Origin of the sequence: Nostoc sp. (assembly GCF_036917355.1) — a bacterium.
GTDB lineage: Bacteria > Cyanobacteriota > Cyanobacteriia > Cyanobacteriales > Nostocaceae > Nostoc.
This window is the reverse complement of sequence record NZ_JBALDP010000051.1, coordinates 20,993-43,388: the sequence shown is the minus strand read 5'-3', so window position 1 is coordinate 43,388 and position 22,396 is coordinate 20,993. Positions and strand designations below refer to the sequence as shown.

The following is a 22,396-nucleotide window of genomic DNA, read 5'->3' as shown; positions in this document are numbered from 1 at the left end:
ACTGTGTAATGAAGCTGTAAAACTTACGTTATACAAACAGGCTAAACTACACTAGCAGAGAAAACAAAGTCATTTGCTGTAAGGCTAGTTGATGTAATTCCAACTAATGAAGCCAATTCTGTATTTCCGGTTTTCACTAAGGTGTCACTACCCTGTTGTAATAGGGTTAAAGGACTAAATTGAGTGACACTAATACCACCAATTCCAATCACATCAATTCCTGGGGTAAAGTCACTGACGATGTTCTTGCCATTTGGCAGACTGCCATTAGCAATCCAGAATTGATCAGCACCAGCACCGCCACTCAGGCTATTACTACCCAGTTGGCCAGCAAATAGCACATCATCACCAGCGCCACCAAACAGGGAATCATTCACACTAGAGAAGAGTTTGTCATCTCCAGAACCACCGTAGAGAAGGTTATTGCTACCGTTACTCGTGAGGGTGTCATTACCTGAGCCACCGAATAATGATTGACGAGAACCTTCAATTACTGTGAGAGTATCATCACCTGTCGCCCCAAACAAATTATTACTACCACTGGCTTCTACCACAGTAATAGCATCATCACCACTGCCACCATCAGCACTGGTATTTTGAACCGAGCCATTTTGACCGATAAATATGCGATCGCTACCATCTTCCCCCGAAACTGAAGAGTTATTCCCTGCAAGCACTGTGTCATTTCCGTTTCCAGCCTGGATTGTGTTACCTTCAGCACCTTCTATAAAGTCTGCTCCATCACCTCCACTAAAGAATTGTCTTGGCTCAAGATTGACAGTATCGCTGTTGCTAGAACCAAAACCGTTCGGAAAAGTAGGTTGTACAGTTGTCAGATTATTAGGTAATTCGAGAATACCGAGTTTTTCAGCAGCCGTATTACCTGTAATATTAAAGTCGTTATCGTTAATCAAGGCTAGAGTATTGGGTGCTACCAATGCTAAACCTTCTAATTTATCCACCCCGGTGTAACCCAACTGAGCAGCATTAGCAATCAAACTCTTGCTGACAGGGGTAATATTGGCAGTAGCTAACTCCGCAGAGGTCAGTTGTTCAATAGTTTTATCAACTGGCAAGGTTAAGTTAGCAGGGTTGTTGATGTTGGTCGCCCCAGCTAAATCAATTTGGTAAATTAATTTATTGCCAGCAGATGTAGCATTGTCGTCTCGTTCAACTACTGCAAATTTGCCGTTACCCAAAGAAACTGCATCGCCAATCTTATCGGTTCCTGGTAGACCTTCTAGGCGATATAAATACTCTCCTGTTACCTGCTTGGTGATAATATCAAACTCTAGAATTCGCAGGTTGAGAGAAGCTTTGGAAGTCGCATCATTGGCGACATCTGGATTATCAATTGGACTCTGAATAAAAGCATATAATTTATTTCCTTCTAGAGCGACAGCTTCAAATCCTCGGTTATTGCGGCGTTGGGCATAAACTGCTGGCAATACCTCAGTGCCAAAAGTTTCAGCTGGTTGATCTGGATTGGACGCTGTGGCTGTTCCTTGAGGGATAAAGCGGTCAATCAGTTTACCATTAGTGTCAAAGTGGTAAATTGCCGGACGGTACTCATCCACCAACCAGTAATCTCCATTTTCCGCAACGACGATACCCTCTAAATCAGCACCCAAAGGATCGTTAGCTAGAACATTGTTGTCTAAGTCAACGGCAGTTTCATCTGTGTAGGCTAAACCCTTTCCTACAGCTTGCAAATTAGGCAATCCCGTTAATGGGATCGTTCCATCTTGGCGAAATAGTCCTGTTCTGTTGGTAATGGTAATTTCGCCTGTAGTGCGCTTGAGTTCAAAGCTAACTATTTCTGGCTGGAAGTCGGGTAATAAAAATGGTCTTTTAACACCATCAGGTTCTCCGTTGGGGCCACGGTCTGTGTTGGTAACAAATTTCAGGTTGCCATTGGCTGCAAACCCTTGGAAATATAACCCAGAAAAACCACCTAAGAAAATATCTTGATTCTCAGAGGTCGTACCCAACTTTGGTAGGTTTTCAAATTCATAAATAGTCAGCTTGGGTTGGGCAACAGGATTGCGAGGATCGTAACTAGTAGTGTCGATATTTAGAGAATTGGGAAAGGCATTGGCAATATTTTCCCAAGGTACAAGCTTGAAGTTAGAGCTGATGTTTTCTTCTTCGCCTTCATCGCTAACTATTTTGGCAGGTTCATTAGAGCCATCTTGAGTGACAAATAAACCAAATGGGAAGTTTGGCCCTAGTGGTACGTTAATTACATCAGCACCATCTGATTCTTGTACGCTGTCAATTGCCCCATTGTTACCAACAGCAAAGTTACCCACATATTCGTTGTTACCTTCACGGGTGTAAGCAACAAAGGTATTGTCACCTTGGCTGGATGCTAATAAATAACCTGTGCCATTTTTGCCGTAATAAATTGTCAGTCCTTCTACATCATCTGTGAGATAAGTACCACCTAAATCTCTAACTTTATCAATTAACTTACCAGTTGTGCCACCGTTTGGTTCTGCTTGGAACTTCCAGATACCTATATTTTCCTGTCCGATATAGAGGAAGCCAGTTTCCTGGTCTACTACCATACCCTCGGTTTGAGGATCGCGTCCTTCAATTGTCGGTATGGTGAATTCCCGCACTCGTTCAGCCCCAATTTTGCCATTACCTTTGTCAATCAGTTTAAACTGAGCTATGTCTCCAGTTTCCCGGCGACTGGTAAAGACATAGTAATCATTGGTGATGGGGCTTCGGTATAAGGTAAGTCCGTAAGAACTGCGAGTTGATGCAGAATAGGGAGGTTCAAAAGGCAATCCTTGGAAGATTGTACCAATATTGCTATCGGTGATATTTTCCAAATATTGACCGGGGGTGGTGGGATTGGGGTTAATTTTGAAGATTGCTAGTTTATCATTTTGGCGATCGCTAGCTACTGCAATATCAACTGATTGATTGCCTAATTTAAAACCGTATTGCAGGTCTATGTTGTTGTAGCGAATACCACCAGGATTAACTGTCTCTAACAAATTACCAGACAAGTCATAAATCCGCAGTCCGCCATTTTTGACTGAGGTTAATACTAGGCTATCAGCAGAATTTGTAGCATTAACATAGATAGCAGGATCGTCAGCATCGGCACGTTGATCGACTGGTAGGGTTTCATCGTCCAATAAATCGGGACGGGTTTCTAGCGTGGGTGCAGCAGTTGGAACTAAGTCTGCATCCAAAGTGAGAATTTGGGTAAATTGGCTTTGATTAAAGTTATTATCACTTATCAGCACAATCGATTGGCTACCATCTGCTAGTTTTGGGCCAAAGGTAATACCCTCAATATTATCTGTACCGTTAGGCAAGTTTAAGTCATTTAAATTCAAGAGTAAGCGCTTTTGAGCAGGTTTAATAGCTGCTAGTTCTTCAGCGCTCAGATTGTTGAGAGAATCGTAGAAACTAATGTCAGTTGCACCTTGCAAAGAAACTTCGTAGATTTTGATGGTGTTGCCTACACCTTGGGCAAAGGAACGTTCTAACGCCAGTAATGTGCTACGATTATCTATTGCTAATAAATCTGTCAAACCATTGTCAGCAGAGCCTGTGCTAGGGTTGGGCGCTTCGGAAATCGCATCAGTAATGTAAAGGTATTCTTTTTCTGGTTGTCCAGTAGCCAGATTGTATTGCAGAATCCGGGAAGGGCTGCCACTGGTGAGCGAAGCCTTTAATCCATCTTGCGACAGCGCGTTTTCAGTCGCAGTAAATAAGGTTTTCTGGTCAGGTGTGATGGTGAGGCTTTCAAAGGCTAAATTATTGTAAACACCTGATGTCTGCGTATCACCTGCATCAATAATACCGTTGCTGTTGGTATCTTCTACCACTGGCAAGAACTTTCTGGGGACAAATAGCGATCGCACTTCTTTCCCTGTAGCTAGTGAAAACTCTTTAATAAAGGGATTGCTAACTCGACCTGCACCAGGATTAACTTCACCTTCAGAAGAGATGAAAATAGTCTCATTGTTGGTTAAAGCAATGCCTTCTGGGTCAACGCTAAATGTTGCAAAAAAGTTGCCGTTGGTATCTTTCAGGGTTGTGACATTAGTAAAATCCACCTCGGAATCGGTGGCAGTGAAGGTATAAAAACGGGCAGGGGCAACTTGGGAGCGATCGTCTGAGATGGCGTAATAGCGATTATTCACAGCATCGTAAGTAACACCAGATAGTCCGCCTAGTGGAGTTTGTACCCCATTCACCGTTCCCGCTACACCAGCAGGAATAAACCCTGTGGGAAAAGTACTCTGCCCCACAAATCCAACATTGGGAATGGTTTTACCTGGTTCGGTTGCTCCAGTTTGCACATCTGCGAACACCAAGTGATGGTCAGAACTGGGGAAGGGAAAAGTACCTACCAAAGGAAACGTTGAATCAGTATTTAGAGGCCAAAATACTCCTGAGTTGGCAATTGTCAGGTCAGCGGAGGGTAATACATAGTCAGTCCGCAGGTTTCCGGGAGTGTTATCAGCAAAGTCTGCGGTGTCAAAGTTAGGATTGCCCTTTTGGCTAGCGTTTGCACCAGCTTGTAAGTCTGCTTGTTGGGGCGCACCCAGACTGGTAGGGATGACATTAGTGTTGATATTAGGATTTTGCAACAGTTGGCGAATAGCGTTGTCAAAACTATCACCATCCAACGGATCTGCATTTTGATCGCCCACAATCACAAAGCTCGATCCAGCAGGAATACCGCCAGTTTTATCCTTATCATCGTAAATGTAATTACCATTACCAGGGGTAATATAGTCTGCCCAAAAGCGGATCTCGTCGTGGTTACGCTTACCGTTGCGGTCTTCCGCGCCATCAAAGGTTGGGGGTGTGGGGTGGCTGGCGAGGACATGAATTGTCTCGCCGTTTACCTGGATGGGTACATCCCAGTGACTTTTAGAAGAAAGGCGTAGAACTGCCAATTCCTCCTGAGAATACCAATCATTTGGCTGTGGTGTTGTCGGATCGTCAGGAAGCAAAGCATTAGGCATATCCTTCCATAGAAAATTTTGGAAGGTGCGGATGTTGGCAGTGTCAATGGGATATTTGGACAATAGCAACATCCCGTATTGACCAGGGAAATTCCCGAATCCGAAAGCATCATCCCCATATCCCGATTCGCTTGGGGTTGTAACTGCTGTGCCATTGTTGTTCAAGTCAAAACCAGAGGCAATACCCGTATTAGAAGGAGCGATGTAGAAGTAGGGGTAGTCAACGGGTGTTGTACCATTCTGGCTAACGGCTAGGTAATTTTGCCGGAATAGTTGAACTGCCTCCGGGGAGTAGTCAAACTCGTTAATTAGCAACACATCTGGGTTATTACGCTGGATAATTTCTGCAACTGCCTTTGCTTGAGCATTGTCAGGGGTAGACAAATCGCTGACTAACTGACCTTCGGCATTACGATTCAAAGAAGCGTTGAATTGAGAAAAGCGAATTGTATTAGTAGTTAGCATGTTTAATTCTGAGATAAATTCTAGACATGAGACTGCTTTGAAAATTGGGAATAGGGAACCGCAGAGGCGCAGAGTACACAAGATTTGTCGGAGTTCGATTAAATCTGCGTTAAATAAAAACGAAACGAGTATCTGTTGCCAAATTTGTATTGCGGTTTAACCCGTTTTCCACAACAGCAATTAATTCCGTTCCATTGTTAGTGAAAATACCTACAGCCGATCTAACTGACCCTAGCGAGTAATTGTTAGCAACTCCCTGAAGCTGAATCCGATCGCTTGCTTGAAAGTTGAGAATATCGGCATAATCATTGTTGCGAGAACTGGTATAGAAAGCTGAAGTGGCATCACCTAAAACGTAAGTATCTGTACCTTGTTCGCCGTTAAGGAGGTCAATTTCGTTTTTGCCACCGCCCCAACCAAGTAAGCGGTCATTGCCATTGCCCCCAGAAAGTCCGTCACTGCCAAGTCCACCTAAGATGGTGTCATTGCCATCGCCACCAAGGAGTACATCTATGCCTCCCTTGCCATCCAGGTAATCATTGTCTGCTCCACCGTCCATTAATTCACTGGTATTAGTGCCGATGACGCGATCGCTCCCTGCTAGAGCGTTGACTATGTATTTGTTCAAACCAGTAAGTTCGCTGACAAAGATGATATCGTTGCCAGATGTCGCCTTGTTATTGGCAACAGTCAGGTCAAAGGTATCGCTAACATTACCGCCTTTACCATCAGCTGCGGTAACTGTGACTGCAAAAATGCCGACTTGGGAGATAGTGCCGGATATCACACCTGTGTTGGCAACGATACTAGAACCAGTAGGTAAACCTGTTGCACTGTAAGTCAGGGTGTCACCTGGATCTACATCAGTAAATTTGTTACTGATATTGAAAGAAAAAGCTTTATTAGTAGAAATGATTTGGTCGTCAATCGGTTGTACTACCGTGGGAGCATTGTTTTTAGGGAGATTAAACCGAGCGACGCTAGGATCGTGATCGCTATCTTGATCGGCAAACTCTGAGTTGATGTGAACTACATCATACCCATCCAGCTTGTTGAGCAAGTTGTTACTAACTAAAACGTGGTCAAGGGTTTGGGCGTTACCTTCAAAGTTGTAGGTGTAACGCTCATTTGGCGGCAGAGTTTCAATTAAGGAAGTCAGTCCAGCGCTTTGTAGGGTGTTGACGGGGTTGGAAAATTCAAAGTCATTTAAGTCACCCGCTACTACTACATTGGCATTGGGGGCGATCGCTAAAATAGACTCGACAAAGTTTTTCACCAGCGTAGCTTGTTGCTGGCGCTGGGTTTCACTTGCGAGAGTTGGTGGTTGATTCGGCCCAAATAATGGCTGGTCGCCACCTTTAGAATTAAAGTGGTTGCCAATTACATAAACAGTTTCACCGTTGAAAGTAAATTCACCTACTAACGGCTTACGACTGCTAGTAAAGGCGGAGTTAGTGGGGTCGATTAAACCAGGATTATTAGAAACTGTAGGAACACCAGAGACATTAGTAACTGTAGTATTGGTGGTGGAAGTACCGCCAGGGCGATCTACAAAGCTGACACGATTAGGATTAAACAAGAAACCTACCCGGATATTTCCACCAGGTTCACCTCCGTTCGTATCGTCTACTGGGTTAATTTGGCGATATTGATACGTGGGGCCACCAGCAGCAGTAATTGTATCAATTAACTTTTGGAAGGTAGTGCTGGCATCAACGACGCTATCATTTGTTGCACCGTTATTGTCCTGAATTTCTTCGAGACTAATGATATCTGGTGATTTGAGATTATTAACAATGCGGTTAGCCAGGTTGTTAAACTTGGTTGGATCGTCACCTGGATCGAGGTTTTCGACGTTGTAAGTAGCGATCGTCAGTTTGTCAGTGGTAGAAGTTAGATTAGTGACTTCTTTTTGAATGTTACTGTTCTGTATTACTGTGGGAGCAGTCGATACTAGAACTTCATAGTTGTTAAAGCTGTAGTCTACTACACCAACAATATTGCTAAGTTGCGTACCAACATTAACTTCAGGCAGTGTTAAGGCATTGTTGAGATCGTCAATTTGAATCCGTTCAGGATTGAAGTCTGAAGCACTAATCAGGCTACCACCGCGAACTGTTCGCCCTGTGGCATTTGCGCCATTGTCTGCTAATACCCAAATTTCTTCTGATGTGCCAAAGTTTGCAGTGGGTGAAGTAGTAATTGGGCTATTAACCTGTACCAGCATTCCTTCTAAGCTTTCATAGAAGTCGATGCCATCTTGGACAGGATCGAAGGTGGTTGTTCCAGTTTCGATATTAGCGATCGTGTCGTTATCGATTACCGTTGTCGGGATAGTTCTGCCACCATTGCCAAGGATTGTAGCAGTGGGTAGGGCATTGCCACTAGAAACGGTAACAATTGTGGGAGTGGTGATTTGTGTTTTGGTTAAATTATTGACATCGTTGCCGGGACGAAACTCTGTAACTGTTCCACTGACTAATATGGAATCGCCTACGGATACAGTTGGTGCTGATGATGTGAAAACAAAAATGGCTTCAGAAGTGCGATCGTCATTGTCTGGAGTGGGGTCTTGCAAGTAAAAACCGTTACTTGCTTTAACCGTGACAATTCCCGCTACATTGCTGACAGTCTGATTTCTAAAGGATGAGATATGTGCTGTTCCCTGAATGTTGCTAATCCGAACGGATGGAGTGACTTCAAACACCGCAACCGTCTTGCTGACTTCGGCTGTAGTAACTAACAAAGGCTTGCCTGTGGGACTATCAGCCGCCGAGACAAAGGTTAACCCTTCGATCGCAGTATCTTCAGGAGTGTTGATATATTGAACGAAACTTGGCTTGTTGGGATTTGTCACTTCGTAAACGATGACATCGCCAGTGCGTTCTAAACCAATAAAAGCATAAGTGCGGTTGTTGATGACTCCGATCGCCACGCCTTCGGGTTCAGGCCCTTTATTATCGCTGCGGGTGTCAAAGGTATCAGCCGCACCATCTGAGTTAAACAGAGTTGGTACTTTGGTTGCGGTGATTTGTTCAAATTGGTCGCCACTGTCGAATATCTGATTGCCGCTGGCATTCCAAATTGAAAAGGAACGTCCCCCAAATGCTTCGATGCGGTCAAAATCTCCGTCTCCGTCTGTGTCTCCTGTGGCATTTGTAACGGTTAACCGTCCCAGATTGGTATTTTGCTTCAGGGTAGCCGCATTAGGGAAAACTGTTGGATCTAAAACATATCCGGCTGCGCCTACCCGGATTTCCTCGCTAAAACCAGTGTAGTCGCGGGAATCTCCTTCGTTGGCGGTGATGTAGTAAGTCTGTCCGTTGGCGGTGAAGCTAGCGATCGCATCGGGTTGATATAACCCAAATACTGGCCAATTCTGAATATTAATTTGACCACTACTGCTGGTTAGATCGCGATCGCTAGCATCTAATCCGTTACCTGGAAGATTGTAATTTTTCACACCCAGAGGCAAAATATTGGTGATGGTGGCGCTAGCAATGTCCAGAATGGCGATCGCATTATTTTCTTGCAAAGTAATTCGTGCAGTTTGACCGTCTGGAGATACAGCAATATACTCTGGTTCTAAGTCTTGTGCCACCGTCGAGCCGGGGCCAGTAATCCGTACACCTGCGGCTTTGAGTGTGGCGATCTGGCTATTGAAGCTCGTAAATGAGGCTTGGGCAACGGTTGCATTCGCTACACCACCAGCAATGTCAATAATACTGACTGAACCTTCAGGATCTACCGAATTTGGTTGCCCGTAGCTGTTGGGTTCTCCCTCATTTGCTACTAATACCTTCGTGCCATCGGGCGTAAAGGTGAGCATATCGGGTAATGCACCCACCGCCACCGAGTTCAATAAGTTGCCATTGGCGGCATTGTAGAAACTCACCTGTCCTGTCTGTTGGGCGTTTGTGCTGGTGTTTTGAATGGCGTAGGCGACTGCGACAATACCATTTTTCACCGCAACGCTGTTGGGAATGGCTTGTGTCCCTGCGGGAGGCGTAAATCCTGTTGTCAAAGAACCAGCTAAGGTTAGCGTCCCTGTATTGCTGACATTATAAATTTCAACTATGCTGCCAGCAACCACAAATAAGCGATCGCTTCCTGAATCAAAGGCGGATATTTCGGCTCCATTAGTACTGATGAAGCTGCCAATTTTCTGCAAAATACTGGAGTTATTGTTGGTCGCAATATCATTATCAGCGATCGTCAAGTTTGTGGTGTTAGGAATTACCGTCGCCCCGTCCCCTCCGACATCAACTGTCCAATTTGCACTGTTGTTAACCAACGCTTTATAGTTGACAAAACTGGTTTGTCCAGTACGGGAACCAGTATACTGACCATAATCAGTGCTACTGGTGAGTTTGATCGCATTAACTCCATCAGTTAGCCCAACAGTAGCCAAACTGTTGTTATTCGCCTCACTGGAGACGGCAGTCAGAATTGTAGTTGGGGCAGTGCCACTATTTCCCAAAAACGCATAAACAGTCTCAGCAGTTGCACTGAGTCCCAGGTTACTTGAGTTAACGACTGTAAATGTACCAATAGATGATGCGCGACTCGTGCTGTCAATTGCACTAAAGCGAACTACAGTACCAGCGGCTATTGTCTGAGATCCTGTATTCCATACAAACGAAGATTCAGTACTACCAATGGCGGTTGGACTCGAAGCTGTGCCGTCACTGAAATAAATAGTTGTATTCGGATCTATATCTACAAATGTGACAATAGACCAGCCATCTTCATCGGCATTGAAAGAGATAAAAGCAATATCGCCTTGTGTCAAAGCCATTAATAACGTCTCCTTCAATTTATTTTGTATTGTTTGAAAATTGCCTGAAAAGCTGATGTTCAGTAATAATTTGCGAACATAATCAAGTCACATTGACAATCGCAATATCACTATCAATAAAAACTATTTTGTAGTCAAAAAAGCTACGGATTTTACTAGTATTAATCCATATTCAGCAACCTCAAGTTATCTCAGTAACGTTAAGAAACTGCTAGCAAAAGGTTAAAAGAAGAAATAATATACAGCTGGATTTAGATCCCCGACATCTCGAAGAAGTCCGAGGCACAGCAATTACGCCCATAAAAAAAGGCGGACAAGATGTCCGCCCCACAATAAGTAGTTGGATATTTTTTATTTGAAATTCATTTTGTATTAAAAGCCACTCTTGCTTACCGGAATTTACCAGGGCTTAAACGAACACCGTTAGGTTGAGACTGACGACGAATTGCTACTCCACTCCGCAAATTGTTTCCAGTACCACCATCTTGACGATCGAGGAAAGGTTTCAGATTAATCCCACTTCTAGATGAACTAACCCGATTATTACCACCGCCTAGAAGTGTGCGTCCTAAATTATATAATTCGTTGCCTCCACTACTGCGATCGCCATAAGTGTTAACGGCTATAGTCTGTTGTCCGCTGTCAGCAGTAGTCAAGTTTTGGAAAATGCTATTGCGGATAACAACAGGATCTTTTCCACGGGGGACTGTCAGCACAATTCTACAGGTTGGATTAGCTTCAGTTGTGACGCAGACAGTATTTTCGTTATTTTCTACGGATGTCTGAAGTTCTTGTAAACCATCTGGGCGATAAAGTTCCAAGCGACTGGCAATTGCTGTACAACGCCTTTGTGCGTCCCAACCACCACCTAAAGCCGCAGGTGCTGCCCAAGGAAAGAATTGTCCTGGTTGACTTTGTGGCTGGTACATGACAGTGTACTGTCCATTGTAAGTCTGACAGGTAAACCGAGTTGTACCATCAGCAGAGGGTGAAGGTGGTACACCTGTCGATGTGTCTATTGGGACTGGTGCTGATGTGCCACCTGATGGTACTGTTGGTACTACTACACCATCGCCAGTGGAATCATATTGCGCCATTGCTGCCGAATTGCCCAGACACAAAGATAAGCCAAGACTGCCCAAAGATATCAACCGCAGCATTTGTGATGACATAAATCATCCTCCAGGAGAATTAAGTAGGGAATTGATAGTTTAAGTGACGAATAATTCTGGCTTTTGATTCAGCAAAAACTTATTTTTTTCTCTCGTGCTTTTTTCTTTGCGAGTAGCTTTTTCACCCGTACTTGAATTTCTGTATGATGCCCTACTCCTTGATAGGCGTAACGGTTGTAGCGCTTATTTGCTTAAACTAAGTCACTCAAATACTTGAAAATTTTATTTGTATATGCTAGGGCAAATTATTTGGATCGATACCTTGAGATTGTAAATAGGCAATTAGCCGTTCTTTTTGCTGGCGTTCCTGTTCGATTTGTTCCATTGCCCAAAGTAACAAATTACCTCCCTCATCCCACCAGCGCAACCAATAACCAGTTCTGGCTTCTTTTGTTCCTTGCCAAGTTCCCAGAAATAAACCCATTGAATCAATCCAATGACGACCATTTTCATCAGGTTGCTTTAACTCGTAGCGCCTGTTTTCGAGTTGGTAAAATTCTAATAAACCACCATTTGGGTCAAAAATTATGTAAATTGGGACTTGAAGAATCTGCTCGTAAAAAAACCATTTTCCTGGTGGATAGGTTCGTTTAAAAGAGTATTCTCCACCCTCAGTGTCAAAGAGAAATTCCATCACAATTGCCGGAATATCTCCATCTAAATTGGGTGTATAACTTTTGCGTTCTCCTAAAACCTGATTTACCGATGGCACATAAATCCAGTCGGGTGCTTTAGCAACAAATTGTCCGTTTACCGTCGCACAAAGTCCAAAATTTGAGGCTATCAACATCTGCGGTTGGATAAAACCACTTATCTCAAGGCTTTCGCGCAAAGCACCAGCCAATAGTGGCTGACCTGTATTTTCTACTGGTTCATCCTCTAGGTGAAAATCTGTGGGCAACGCTTCCCAAGATATTACCAGTTCTGTTGAAGATTTAGCTTCACCGATTTGGGTTGTCATAAACACCCCCTTTTATTGATTTGTCTTTATTTTATGGCTGACCAGTGGCTTGTTGTGAGGCGTAATGCTGTTATTTTAAAACGCAATATACAACTCACACTTTGGAATGCATAGAACACACACAAAAAACCCCGGCTAATTTAGCCGAGGTAAAGTCGAGAAGTGAGATTAACGATGAGATACAGCGATAACGAAATCTAAAATCTTAGCTAACGCTAAAACTAACCAAAACTAAAGCGGTGACAATTAAAGTTGCAAAAAGACCCTGTAAAACGTATTTACGTTGTTCCCAAATTGCTGGGTACTCAGCGTAGTACATCTTGGGTTCTGCTGCGTAGTTGTTGAGAATGCCGTCTTCGTTAGTGGTGGTGTACATAGTTTTTTCTTTTCTTTGTTTTGTTATCTTATGTAACTAAATATAACGGTTTTGTTACAAATAGTCAACAGGACTTGACAAAAAAATACTGATGGTAAATATAAAACTGACTTATCAGCACACCACTGCCATTTGGGATACGTAAAACACAAAAAACCCCGGCCAAACTAACCGGGGTTACAGAGAGAAGTCTGAATGACGATGAGATACAGCGATACTGAAATCAAAAAATCTTAGCTAACACTCAAACCAACCAAAACTAAAGCGGTGACGATTAAAGTTGCAAAAAGACCCTGTAAAACATATTTACGTTGTTCCCAAATTGCTGGGTACTCAGCGTAGTACATCTTGGGTTCTGCTGCGTAGTTGTTGAGGATGCCGTCTTCGTTAGTGGTGGTATACATGGTTTTTTCTTTGTTTTGTTATCTTATGTAACTAAATATAACGGTTTTGTTACAAATCGTCAATATGGCTTGACAAAAAAAGACTGATGTTATCTATAAAATTGACTTATGAGCGATCGCAGATTCCAGCGAAGCACTTCTAGGCAATGAAAGTAGCTTGTCTATAACTCTCTTTTACCACTCTAGACAGAGAAAAAATGGCGATCGCATTGTAGTGACAAATAAAAAATGGTGAATTAGAAAATAGAACTGATACGTTCAATCGTTTTCTATATATGAAAAAAGAGAGTACCAAAATGTTTGAGAGTTTGAGCTAAAACTAAAAATATTAGGTGAAGAAGGTTTATTCCTCTATTCAACATCTAACTGACCATTAACCCTCTCAAACTCTCATTCCTCCGTGAACTCTGTATCCTCTGTGGTTCGTTTTCCGTTACCTGTGCGTAAGTCCTATATTATTAGTGATAAGCTTGACTTTGGATATATCTGGTTTAACAACATAATGAAAATTAGTAATTTTCAGACTATTTATATCGCACAAACCTCTGAACCATCGCCATCCCCAATTATAAAAAAGGAACAGGAAGGAGTAAACCTACTAGGTGCGAGTTGGGTTCCTTTCTGGCAAACCATAGTCTGGTTAGTGTTTTGGATTTTTATAATCAGATATATTAATAAAAATTTTAGCGCGCAAATTAGTAGCTTATTCAATGCTTTTATCGCAAGAATCCAAGATGGTTCTCCAGTTAAATTCGGAAATTTTGTGGAGCTAGATGCTCCACTAGCGATCAAAAATGCACAAGTAAGGACTGCAACTTCGGAAGGTGTGAGTGGTATAACTATCCCTGAAGATATTAATGAAAAAGTTCTGAATTATCAAAAACATTCTACAGGAATTGATGAGAGTGTCTATTTAATTCATACATCTGAGGTGATTGTACCCAAAACTTTAGAAAAACGTGGACTTTACCGGGTTAAGATTTGGCTAGAGGCTTATTCAGAAGTTGATTTTAATAATTGTGTTCGCGTTACCTATCGCTTACACAACTCTTTTAAAAAGCAAATTATTGCTACTGAGTCACATAATAATCAGTTTGAACTGTGGCTGAATATTTGGGGAGAGTTCACGGTAATTGCATACGTTGAACGAAAAAATCAAGAAGCGTTATGGCTGACTCGCTATCTCGATCTACCAGGACGCCCACCAGAGTAATTAGTATACCCTACTAATTATTAGAGATTTTATTTTTTAAGATTCCCTAAATTTCTAACCCAACTACCATTAAGTCGGGCGGGTGTTCAACATTAAACTGGTAATATACCTCTCGTCGCTCTTGGGCTGGAAGAGTTAACAGCCATTCTAAAATCCCCATTTCACCGAGTTGAATTTGTGGGTTGCTGCGACTGAGGCGTACTTTAATTTGCTCGGTGCGGCTAACTGGCAATTGTTCAGTTAATTTTAGATTTACTTCTTTCTCTAGTAAGTTAGTAACAATCAACCGATAACTATAAGTAATCCGGCGCTGGTTGCTAATTAATCTTTTATCTACTAGACGCTCAACTAAGTCGCGCTCAATTTTTAAACCTTCATCAATTCCTAAGTTCAGTTTGAATTCTTGCCCTGGTGCAATATTTTCTAACTGAGTTGTCCCAATAAAAACGTTATCGCGGAAAATATTCGCTTTACCTGGTAACAAAGTCGCACCGTTGGGACTATTTTTCACATTCGCTTGTAGATAAGCAAAACTTACCAAGCGCGGCATTGCCACATAATCGAAGCTACAAGGATAATCATCGTTGAAAATCGTAGTTTTATGAGGTGCGCCATCGCTGGGAATATTACCACCGCCATTCAATTTAAAGGTAACTACACTCCCTTCTTTGGATACTTCTGCTGTAACGGTTTCTGCTGCGATAAGACTATCCTGTGCAACTTCTTCTTGTTCTTGCCAATCAGCTCTGGCAGCAGAAGCAGGCGGTTCTGGTATGCTAGGCAGCAGTGGTGGCTGGGCAGTAAATCGGTGTCGTTGTAACAGTTGTGGACGTGGGGCATCAATATACCAAGGTTCAAGTTTAGGTGGAAGTGTACCTAATCCTGGTTTAGCGGTAGAAAGGGTGAGATTTGCACCAATCCAATCTTCGCCAGTGCTTTGAGTGATTTCTGCAAGGTAGCTCAGATGCACAATATCGCTGGTAGTGCTAAAGCGTAAGTCATAAAGCGGATTCCAGCTAGCACGATTTACGATGTAAGATACCTCTAATTCAAATTCGCCTTCACCCGCGACTTCAACAGCTACAACTAAGCTAAAACTTTCTTTAGGATGGGGCGTTTGGATTATTTGCAATGAAGTGTGGAGTGCTTGCAGTTGTTTCTCTAACTCCTGCTGTTGGGTTTTGCACTCTCCAGATGCGATCGCATATTCACTATACTGGCTTCCAAGAAAGTTGAGGAAATCCAATGTTTCGCTAAGACTGAGATTTTTCCGAGACAAACTCTGTGAAAAGGGTTCTTCTGTTTTTTCACGTAAGCCAGCGATAAAACTAGATTGCAACGCTAAAGCATCCACCTGGGCTTGTAGGTGGCGTTTTTCTGCTTCTAATTGCTGAATTTGCCTTGTCAAATGTGCTACTCGTTCTGCTACTGGTTCAGTAGTGTAGATGCGATCGCTACTAACCCCCATCAAGCGCACCCCTACTGTACCTGTACCGCTAACCCTGATAGACTCAGTTTCTAAAGTCATTGGCACTGGGGTAATTACTAATTCCTGTTCAATTCCTGTTAAATCAACTACACCTCGCCGTGTAACCAATGCTCTGTCAGCATACACGATAACAGCTACAATCTCGCTTTGTACTGTTTTGCGCCAAGATGGTATTTCCGGGTTAACCACTGCCAGTCTTCCCCCATTTTTAATGATTCTGCTGGTTAATTGTCAATGTTTACCGGTCTAACAGTCAACCCCTTTAGTTAATTCGTAATTCGTAATTCGTAATTACAAATTACGAATTGTCTTATCCGTGAATTGGTTCAAACGTGCTATGAGCGGTATCATCTTTTTGGTCAACAATATTTTTTGCTGCCGCTAGTAGATACTCATAATAGGCACGAGCGACGATAGATAGCTGCTTGCCAGATGGGTAAACCATGTACCAATGCCGCTGAATGGGGAAGTGTTGCACATCTAAAATGCTGAACTCTGAAGCGTCTGATAGTAAGGTATGACGGGATAAAACAGAAATTCCTAAACCACCTGCGATCGCTTGTTTAATTGCTTCGTTACTTCCCAATTCTAGCTTGACTTTTACCGTTACCCCTTCTTCTTCAAATAGCTTTTGGACGGCGCGACGAGTTCCTGAACCTGGTTCCCGCATAATAAAAGGTTCGTTAGACAGGCGTTGTATAGGAATATTTTTTTCTTTGGATAAAGGATGATTAGTTGGTGCAAAGACTATCAAAGGATTTTCTAGAAATGGTTCACAAGTCACATCGATATTGTCTGGAATTTGACTCATAATATATAAGTCATCCAAATTTTGACTCATCCGTTCCAAAATTTGTTCGTGATTTGTGACTTGTAGCGAAATATCAATCCCTGGATAAAGTTCGCAAAATGGCCCTAACAAACGTGGAATAAAATATTTTGCTGTTGTAATCACTGCCAAACGTAATTGTCCCTGCTTTAGCCCTTTTAAATCTGCCACCTTCATTTCATACTGGGCTATATTGTGAAAAATCTGCCGACAAGTAGCAAATAATTCCCGTCCTGCTTCCGTCAGATACAATCGCTTCCCCACTTGCTCAAATAATGGCAAACCTACCGATTTTGTTAGTTGCTTGATCTGCATAGAAACGGTAGGTTGGGTGAGAAACAATTCCTCAGCAGCACGAGTAAAGCTACTGTGCCGTGCCGCCGCCTCGAACACCTTTAACTGGTGCAGCGTCGCTTGGTTCAAGGGTGATTCTCCTATATATGGCGATTAATAGATATAAAACTAGTATTGCTGAACACTGGCAAATGATATAGTGATGCTCACAGAAAGTTACGAGTTTTACCATAGATAAAACTCTATTGTTTAGATTAAAATAAAGGTATTTTATTTATGGATTGAAAAAGCTATTATTCAGAATAGCTTAAGCGTAAGATGCCTTCCATCTAAACGATGAATGTTGAATGATGGTTTTCTAAAATTCATCTATCATCATTCATCATTCCATAATTCTTCTTGAACTTTTGTAGGTAACTTGGTTAAGTCTGGTAATCTTAATACCTCGATTTCCGCAACTTGTTCTTTAATATTCACTGGCAAGTTTAACGGTTCGCGTTCTTCTATCCAACAGCTTGCTAATGGCAAGGTTAACTCCATTTCGTCCAACGGTCGGGGAATTACCATTACTGCATTTAATTCTCCAATGCGTTCTGCTTCAAACATTCCCGCTTCTACTGCTACCGCCACATTTGCTACAGAACCACGAATAATTGCTGTACACAAACCCCCACCAATTTTTTCATAAGCTGCTAAATGAACATCAGCAGCTTTGAGCATGGCATCACATGCTCCTACCATCGCGGGAAATCCTCGCGTTTCGACCAAACCAATTGCTTGGTTACTCAGACGGCTGGAATTGCCCTCTTGCATTAATTTAGTGAAACGAGTTGTAATCGGAAGCACTATATCTAGGTTGGGATAAGGTCGGGGAATCACCAAACTAGAAACTAACTGACCAAACTGTTCAGCTGTTTGCACGCCAGATTCTACCGCTAGACGCACGTCAGCAATTCCACCACGGACGATCGCAGTACAATGACCACCACCAATTTTTTCATACCCAACCAGGTGAACTCCCGCTGATTTCAGCATCATATCCGCCGTCCCAACGATCGCCGGAAAGCTGCGGGTAGAAATTAAACCCAAAGCAGTATCCTGAAAAGTTTCGTGATTACTCGCTCCTTGGGTGGTACGAATAGACCGTTGATTGTATGTTTCCATGATGAATTCTCCAAAATACGGAAAAAGCCGACAACTTACAATTAACACTTACTCGAACTAATCGTCAGAGTTTGGGTCGCTCAAGGATTGTCTATGAGGAAACAATGTGGTCAATAGTCTGCTTATGCTCCCTTGTCCATAAATTTGAGTCCCAAAACCGTTAGGGGATTCTGCGACGGGCTGACTGGGGTCTAAGTTATGTTCTGTAGACGGTTGGGCGGCTTCCTCCAAAGTGGAGTCAGCATCATTAGTCGGTTCCTCCACGGGAGGTGGCTGACTTTCGGGAGTGGCGGGAGATTTAAAGTAAGAAATAGATTTGTTTTGTTTGAAATCTACAAAAGCCGAAGCTGAGAAGTTAGTTGAGGAAACTACTTTTTCCTTAACTCCACCTGAGCCATTTTCCTCTTCTTTCGGTGGTGCATTGGTAGTAGAAGTTGGGTTATTTGTAGATGGTTCTAGCTGTTTTGTTAGGTCAATCTGCCGACTGGAGTCTCCTAAAATTGAACCAGGTGGTACTACTTGTCCAGGTTCAACCGAATAGTTAAAAACTGTAGTCGCTGAACCAATGCAAGCGTTTGCGCCAATTTTGCCTTTGCCAATCATCAAAAAACCGGCTCCCAGGTTTGCACCTGCTTCTACCTCTAAGATGCCTTCATGGACTTGGAGAATTGCTCCCATGCCAATACAGACCCCTGGCCCAATGACGATCTTGCTGTTTACAGCTGCTTGGAGGATTACCCCAGGTGCAAGTACCGCGCTTGGATGAATAGTCACCTCACCACTAATATAAGTATCAAAGTTATTGCTGAGGCGCAGTAGCGGCACAGACATGGAAATTTTAACCTCGGAAGCCGGAAGAAGATAGAGAGTTAGAAGTTAAAAGTGAGGAGTTAGGAGTTAGTTAAAAGTAAGGAGTTATAAATTTTAAGTTAGAAGTTATGAATTAACAATTTTTTTTAACTCCTAACTCCTAACTCCCAACTCCTAACTTCCTAACTCCTTAAGGTCTTTGAATGATCGTTTCCAATACGCGACGCTTGGCTTTGGGGTCAACACCAATTAAGCGCACATATTCACCTTGGTATTCGCCGAGTTGTCTTTCTACGGCGGCGATCGCTTCTCTTTCTGAGGAGGCTTGAATTTGACCAGTGCTAGTCCAGGAACCTGTACGGAACCGTCGTTGATCTACGTGTTCAATGCTAATTTTTGAGCCGCTAGCCAATAATTGCCGGAGTTGGCCTACTACTTCAGAACTCAAGCGGGTAGCTGTGGCTGTTGCTGTTGCTGTTGTAGAGGGCGCACTACTAGTAGTAAATGATTTCTGACCACTAGAGGAGGCTACTTGACCATTCGGACGTTGGATAATGGTTTCTAATACCCGCCGTTTGGCTTTTGGATCGATACCAATTAAGCGTACATATTCCCCTTCGTATTCGCCGAGGTGTGCTTCTATGGCTGCGATCGCTTCTCTTTCTGAGGAGGCTTTAATTTGACCGGTACTAGTCCAGGAACCTGTACGGAACCGCCGTTGATCTACGTGTTCAAGGCTAATTTTTGAGCCACTAGCCAATAAATGCCGGAGTTGGTCTACTACTTCAGAACTCAAACGGTTACTACTAGCTGTTCCCGTACCAGAGGGTGCTGCACTAGTAGTAAATGATTTCTGACCACCAGAGGAAGATACTTGACCATTTGGACGTTGGATAATGGTTTCTAATACCCGCCGTTTGGCTTTGGTGTCAATACCGATTAAACGTACATACTCGCCTTGATGGCTTGCTATACATTCTTCCAAAGCGGAGATGACTTGATTTGTGGAAGTTGCATCAATTGGCTTGCAACTAGTCCAGGAACCAGTGCGGAAACGACGCTCATCTACGTGTTCCATGCCAATTTTATAACCACCTGCCAAGAGTTGGCGGATTTGCTCTAGAGTTTCGCCACTGACTTTGCCACTACTAGAACCGTTACCGTTACTGTTACCATTGTTACTGCTGTAACTACTATTGCTACGACCAGTCGGCGCTTTAAAGCTGGTAGCTGGTTTGGCATCATCATCGGGACGTTGGATGATGGCTTCTAGCACACGTCGTCTATCTTTGTCAATGCCAAACAGTCGGACATACTCGCCGCTATGATCGTTTACACAGCTTTCTAATGCTGAGATCGCTTCACCGAGCGATCTCGGTTCGATTGGTTGGCAACTAGTCCAAGAACCCGTGCGGAAACGTCTTTGGTCTACATGTTCCGTACCAATTTTATACCCTTGCCCCAATAGATACCGTAACTGATCTATTGTTTCTGCACCCAAGCTATTGCTCGACACTTCACTACTCCTTTCCAACTCTAAAACAGTAATACCATTACCTGTATAAGATTTAGCGTTCTCATCCCGGATGGGTGCTATACATTTGCTATCCGCAGCACAGAGATAACCCGCTCGTAATGCCTGATTAATCCCAACCACATGATGAGCAAATTCTTTATCCTGATCTTGCACATCTGGCAAGCGATCGGCTTGCTGCTGGCTGGTAATTATCGCTCCCGAAGGTACATACTTACCAGAGGGAATCTCTACATCTTGAATCAAAGCGTGCATCATTACGATGCAACCTGCACCCACCCTGGCATTAAACACCGTAGAGCGAAAGCCGATGAAGGAATTATCACCTACATAAGCTGGCCCGTGAATTAGAGCCATGTGGGTAATGCAAGCGTTTTTACCAATCCATACTGAGTATTTATTTTGGTCATCGCCAATTACTCGCCCTTGCTCCAACCCATGAATGACAACACCATCTTGAATATTGGTGTTTTCACCCAGATAAAAAGGTGTGCCTTCATCTGCTCTAATCGTAGTCCCCGGAGCAACGATTACATTTGCACCTATTCGTACATCCCCAATCAGATTGGAGAATGAATGTACAAAGGCAGTTTCATGGATTTTGGGTTCAGCTAAATTCCTTGACCACGGGGTTGGGGGTGCCGCCGTGCTGCGGACTGCCATCGCGAGATTCCTCCTGTATTGTCTGCCATTAGTCATTAGTCATTTGTCGAGAACTAATGACTAATGACCAATGACTATCGATATTGATCTTTTTTGCTGTAAATGAGGCGATCTTCAACGTAAATAGTATCTATGATCGCCACCACTGCTGCATCCAATGGACGCTGTTCATTGCCAACAACTTGACGAGCGGCACTACCACGAGTGATGAGTACCCATTCATCTACTCCTGCTCCCACAATATCTGCTGCTACTTCATACTCTGGTAGGATATTGCCGTTTTCATCTACTAATTGTAACAATAGTAGTTTCACACCTCTAAGAGTTGGATCTTTTTGGGTGCTAACTACTGTGCCGCGAACTTTGGCAATTTGCATTACAAATTACGGTCTTCTACCAAAAGGACGAATTGCGTTCACATTTTCCCGGAACTGCTCTACATCTTCGGTATAACGAATTGGGAGAACGTATTCCAAGTTTTCGTGAGGACGAGCAATGATATGAGTAGACAGCACTTGTCCACCGTTAACTCGCTTTACAGATTCAACTCCTGCGGCCACAGAAGCTTGCACTTCCGAAACGTCACCCCTAACAATTACCGTCACCCGACCACTACCGATTTTTTCATAACCTACTAAAGTGACGCGAGCAGCTTTCACCATCGCATCAGCAGCTTCCACTACTGCTGGAAAGCCTAGCGTTTCAACCATTCCCACTGCAATTGACATTAGTTTTAATCCCTATTTCAAAGTTTTTAGCCTTGGACAAAAGTGATGCTCAATCAGGCAAAGAGCGTTAATTACTTTGTTTAAACAGCTTTTAAGTACGGAATTGTTCCACCGCTTCTGTGTAACGTATCGGCAAGACGTATTCCAGGTTTTCGTGAGGACGAGCAATGATGTGAGTGGATAACACTTCACCACCAAAGACTCTTTTTGCCGCTTCAACCCCAGCAGCTACGGAAGCTTGCACTTCCGATACATCTCCCCGAACTATCACGGTGACGCGAGCGCTACCAATTTTTTCATACCCTACTAAGGTGACACGGGCGGCTTTCACCATCGCATCAGCAGCTTCCACCACTGCTGGAAAGCCCTTCGTTTCAATCATTCCAACTGCAATTGGCATCGCAGAACTCCTACAAAATTAATGCAATCTGTACTGTCGTTTGAATTTTTTGACGGGGAGAGCCTGATCTTATAGCTAAGAAAACACTTCCAAATT

At 43.2% G+C, this 22,396-nt stretch carries 14 protein-coding genes and 2 pseudogenes; 1 reads left to right on the top strand and 15 read right to left on the bottom strand.

The genetic code is table 11. The features are described from left to right. Nucleotides 1–41: 41 nt before the first annotated feature. From V7K53_RS15020 to psb34 (V7K53_RS14995), 6 genes are all read right to left on the bottom strand, one after another. Complete coding sequence (locus V7K53_RS15020) at nt 42–5,465, bottom strand: phytase (protein ID WP_335198315.1); 5,424 nt, start codon at nt 5,463–5,465, stop codon at nt 42–44. Nucleotides 5,466–5,574: 109 nt separating this feature from the next. Next, on the bottom strand, nt 5,575–10,263 hold the full coding sequence (locus tag V7K53_RS15015) for a choice-of-anchor I family protein (protein WP_335198314.1): 4,689 nt from the start codon (nt 10,261–10,263) through the stop codon (nt 5,575–5,577). Between the two features lie 389 nt (nt 10,264–10,652). Continuing rightward, the gene (locus tag V7K53_RS15010; protein ID WP_335198313.1) at nt 10,653–11,435 is read right to left on the bottom strand and encodes a COP23 domain-containing protein; all 783 of its coding nucleotides are present in this window, start codon (nt 11,433–11,435) and stop codon (nt 10,653–10,655) included. Nucleotides 11,436–11,670: 235 nt separating this feature from the next. Continuing rightward, entirely contained in the window at nt 11,671–12,396 is a 726-nt protein-coding gene (locus V7K53_RS15005; RefSeq protein ID WP_335198312.1) for a Uma2 family endonuclease, read from the bottom strand. Nucleotides 12,397–12,601: 205 nt separating this feature from the next. Continuing rightward, entirely contained in the window at nt 12,602–12,772 is a 171-nt protein-coding gene (psb34, locus tag V7K53_RS15000; RefSeq protein WP_335198311.1) for a photosystem II assembly protein Psb34, read from the bottom strand. 233 nt (nt 12,773–13,005) lie between these two features. Further along, nucleotides 13,006–13,176, bottom strand: a complete 171-nt coding sequence (gene psb34 / locus V7K53_RS14995) for a photosystem II assembly protein Psb34 (protein WP_289798921.1) — start codon at nt 13,174–13,176, stop codon at nt 13,006–13,008. Nucleotides 13,177–13,678: 502 nt separating this feature from the next. Here psb34 (V7K53_RS14995) and V7K53_RS14990 point away from each other — a divergent pair. After that, a complete protein-coding gene (locus tag V7K53_RS14990; protein ID WP_335198310.1) occupies nt 13,679–14,389 on the top strand; it encodes a pYEATS domain-containing protein in 711 nt (236 codons plus the stop codon). 46 nt (nt 14,390–14,435) lie between these two features. Here the strand turns inward: V7K53_RS14990 and V7K53_RS14985 are convergent, their stop codons facing one another. The 9 genes and pseudogenes from V7K53_RS14985 to V7K53_RS14950 all read right to left on the bottom strand — a co-directional run bounded on the left by V7K53_RS14985 (nt 14,436) and on the right by V7K53_RS14950 (nt 22,300). Then, entirely contained in the window at nt 14,436–16,067 is a 1,632-nt protein-coding gene (locus tag V7K53_RS14985) for a mucoidy inhibitor MuiA family protein (RefSeq protein ID WP_335198309.1), read from the bottom strand. A gap of 121 nt (nt 16,068–16,188) precedes the next feature. Beyond that, on the bottom strand, nt 16,189–17,130 hold the full coding sequence (locus V7K53_RS14980; RefSeq protein ID WP_335198308.1) for a LysR family transcriptional regulator: 942 nt from the start codon (nt 17,128–17,130) through the stop codon (nt 16,189–16,191). Nucleotides 17,131–17,376: 246 nt separating this feature from the next. Beyond that, nucleotides 17,377–18,165 (bottom strand): BMC domain-containing protein, encoded by a 789-nt coding sequence (locus tag V7K53_RS14975; RefSeq protein WP_335198307.1) that lies wholly within the window; start codon nt 18,163–18,165, stop codon nt 17,377–17,379. Between the two features lie 57 nt (nt 18,166–18,222). Then, on the bottom strand, nt 18,223–18,996 hold the full coding sequence (locus V7K53_RS14970) for a transferase (RefSeq protein WP_335198306.1): 774 nt from the start codon (nt 18,994–18,996) through the stop codon (nt 18,223–18,225). Nucleotides 18,997–19,165: 169 nt separating this feature from the next. Beyond that, a pseudogene (locus V7K53_RS34050) lies at nt 19,166–19,411 on the bottom strand (ribulose bisphosphate carboxylase small subunit); the annotation flags it as partial. A 105-nt stretch (nt 19,412–19,516) separates the two neighbouring features. Further along, a pseudogene (locus V7K53_RS14965) lies at nt 19,517–21,172 on the bottom strand (ribulose bisphosphate carboxylase small subunit); the annotation flags it as partial. A 74-nt stretch (nt 21,173–21,246) separates the two neighbouring features. After that, the gene (locus tag V7K53_RS14960; protein WP_094327600.1) at nt 21,247–21,549 is read right to left on the bottom strand and encodes a EutN/CcmL family microcompartment protein; all 303 of its coding nucleotides are present in this window, start codon (nt 21,547–21,549) and stop codon (nt 21,247–21,249) included. Between the two features lie 6 nt (nt 21,550–21,555). Continuing rightward, nucleotides 21,556–21,900, bottom strand: a complete 345-nt coding sequence (locus tag V7K53_RS14955) for a carbon dioxide-concentrating mechanism protein CcmK (RefSeq protein WP_010995041.1) — start codon at nt 21,898–21,900, stop codon at nt 21,556–21,558. Nucleotides 21,901–21,991: 91 nt separating this feature from the next. Continuing rightward, nucleotides 21,992–22,300, bottom strand: coding sequence for a carbon dioxide-concentrating mechanism protein CcmK (locus V7K53_RS14950; protein ID WP_012410633.1), 309 nt, complete (start codon nt 22,298–22,300; stop codon nt 21,992–21,994). Nucleotides 22,301–22,396: the final 96 nt, after the last annotated feature.

Bases quoted from the DNA above. Each gene is read 5' to 3' on its own strand.
- V7K53_RS14990 (WP_335198310.1), top strand. From the start codon at position 13,679: ATGAAAATTAGTAATTTTCAGACTATTTATATCGCACAAACCTCTGAA.
- V7K53_RS15005 (WP_335198312.1), bottom strand. From the start codon at position 12,396: ATGACAACCCAAATCGGTGAAGCTAAATCTTCAACAGAACTGGTAATA.
- V7K53_RS14955 (WP_010995041.1), bottom strand. From the start codon at position 21,900: ATGTCAATTGCAGTGGGAATGGTTGAAACGCTAGGCTTTCCAGCAGTA.
- psb34 (WP_289798921.1), bottom strand. From the start codon at position 13,176: ATGTATACCACCACTAACGAAGACGGCATCCTCAACAACTACGCAGCA.
- V7K53_RS14960 (WP_094327600.1), bottom strand. From the start codon at position 21,549: ATGCAAATTGCCAAAGTTCGCGGCACAGTAGTTAGCACCCAAAAAGAT.
- V7K53_RS15020 (WP_335198315.1), bottom strand. From the start codon at position 5,465: ATGCTAACTACTAATACAATTCGCTTTTCTCAATTCAACGCTTCTTTG.
- V7K53_RS14970 (WP_335198306.1), bottom strand. From the start codon at position 18,996: ATGTCTGTGCCGCTACTGCGCCTCAGCAATAACTTTGATACTTATATT.
- V7K53_RS15015 (WP_335198314.1), bottom strand. From the start codon at position 10,263: ATGGCTTTGACACAAGGCGATATTGCTTTTATCTCTTTCAATGCCGAT.
- psb34 (WP_335198311.1), bottom strand. From the start codon at position 12,772: ATGTACACCACCACTAACGAAGACGGCATTCTCAACAACTACGCAGCA.
- V7K53_RS15010 (WP_335198313.1), bottom strand. From the start codon at position 11,435: ATGTCATCACAAATGCTGCGGTTGATATCTTTGGGCAGTCTTGGCTTA.
- V7K53_RS14975 (WP_335198307.1), bottom strand. From the start codon at position 18,165: ATGGAAACATACAATCAACGGTCTATTCGTACCACCCAAGGAGCGAGT.
- V7K53_RS14950 (WP_012410633.1), bottom strand. From the start codon at position 22,300: ATGCCAATTGCAGTTGGAATGATTGAAACGAAGGGCTTTCCAGCAGTG.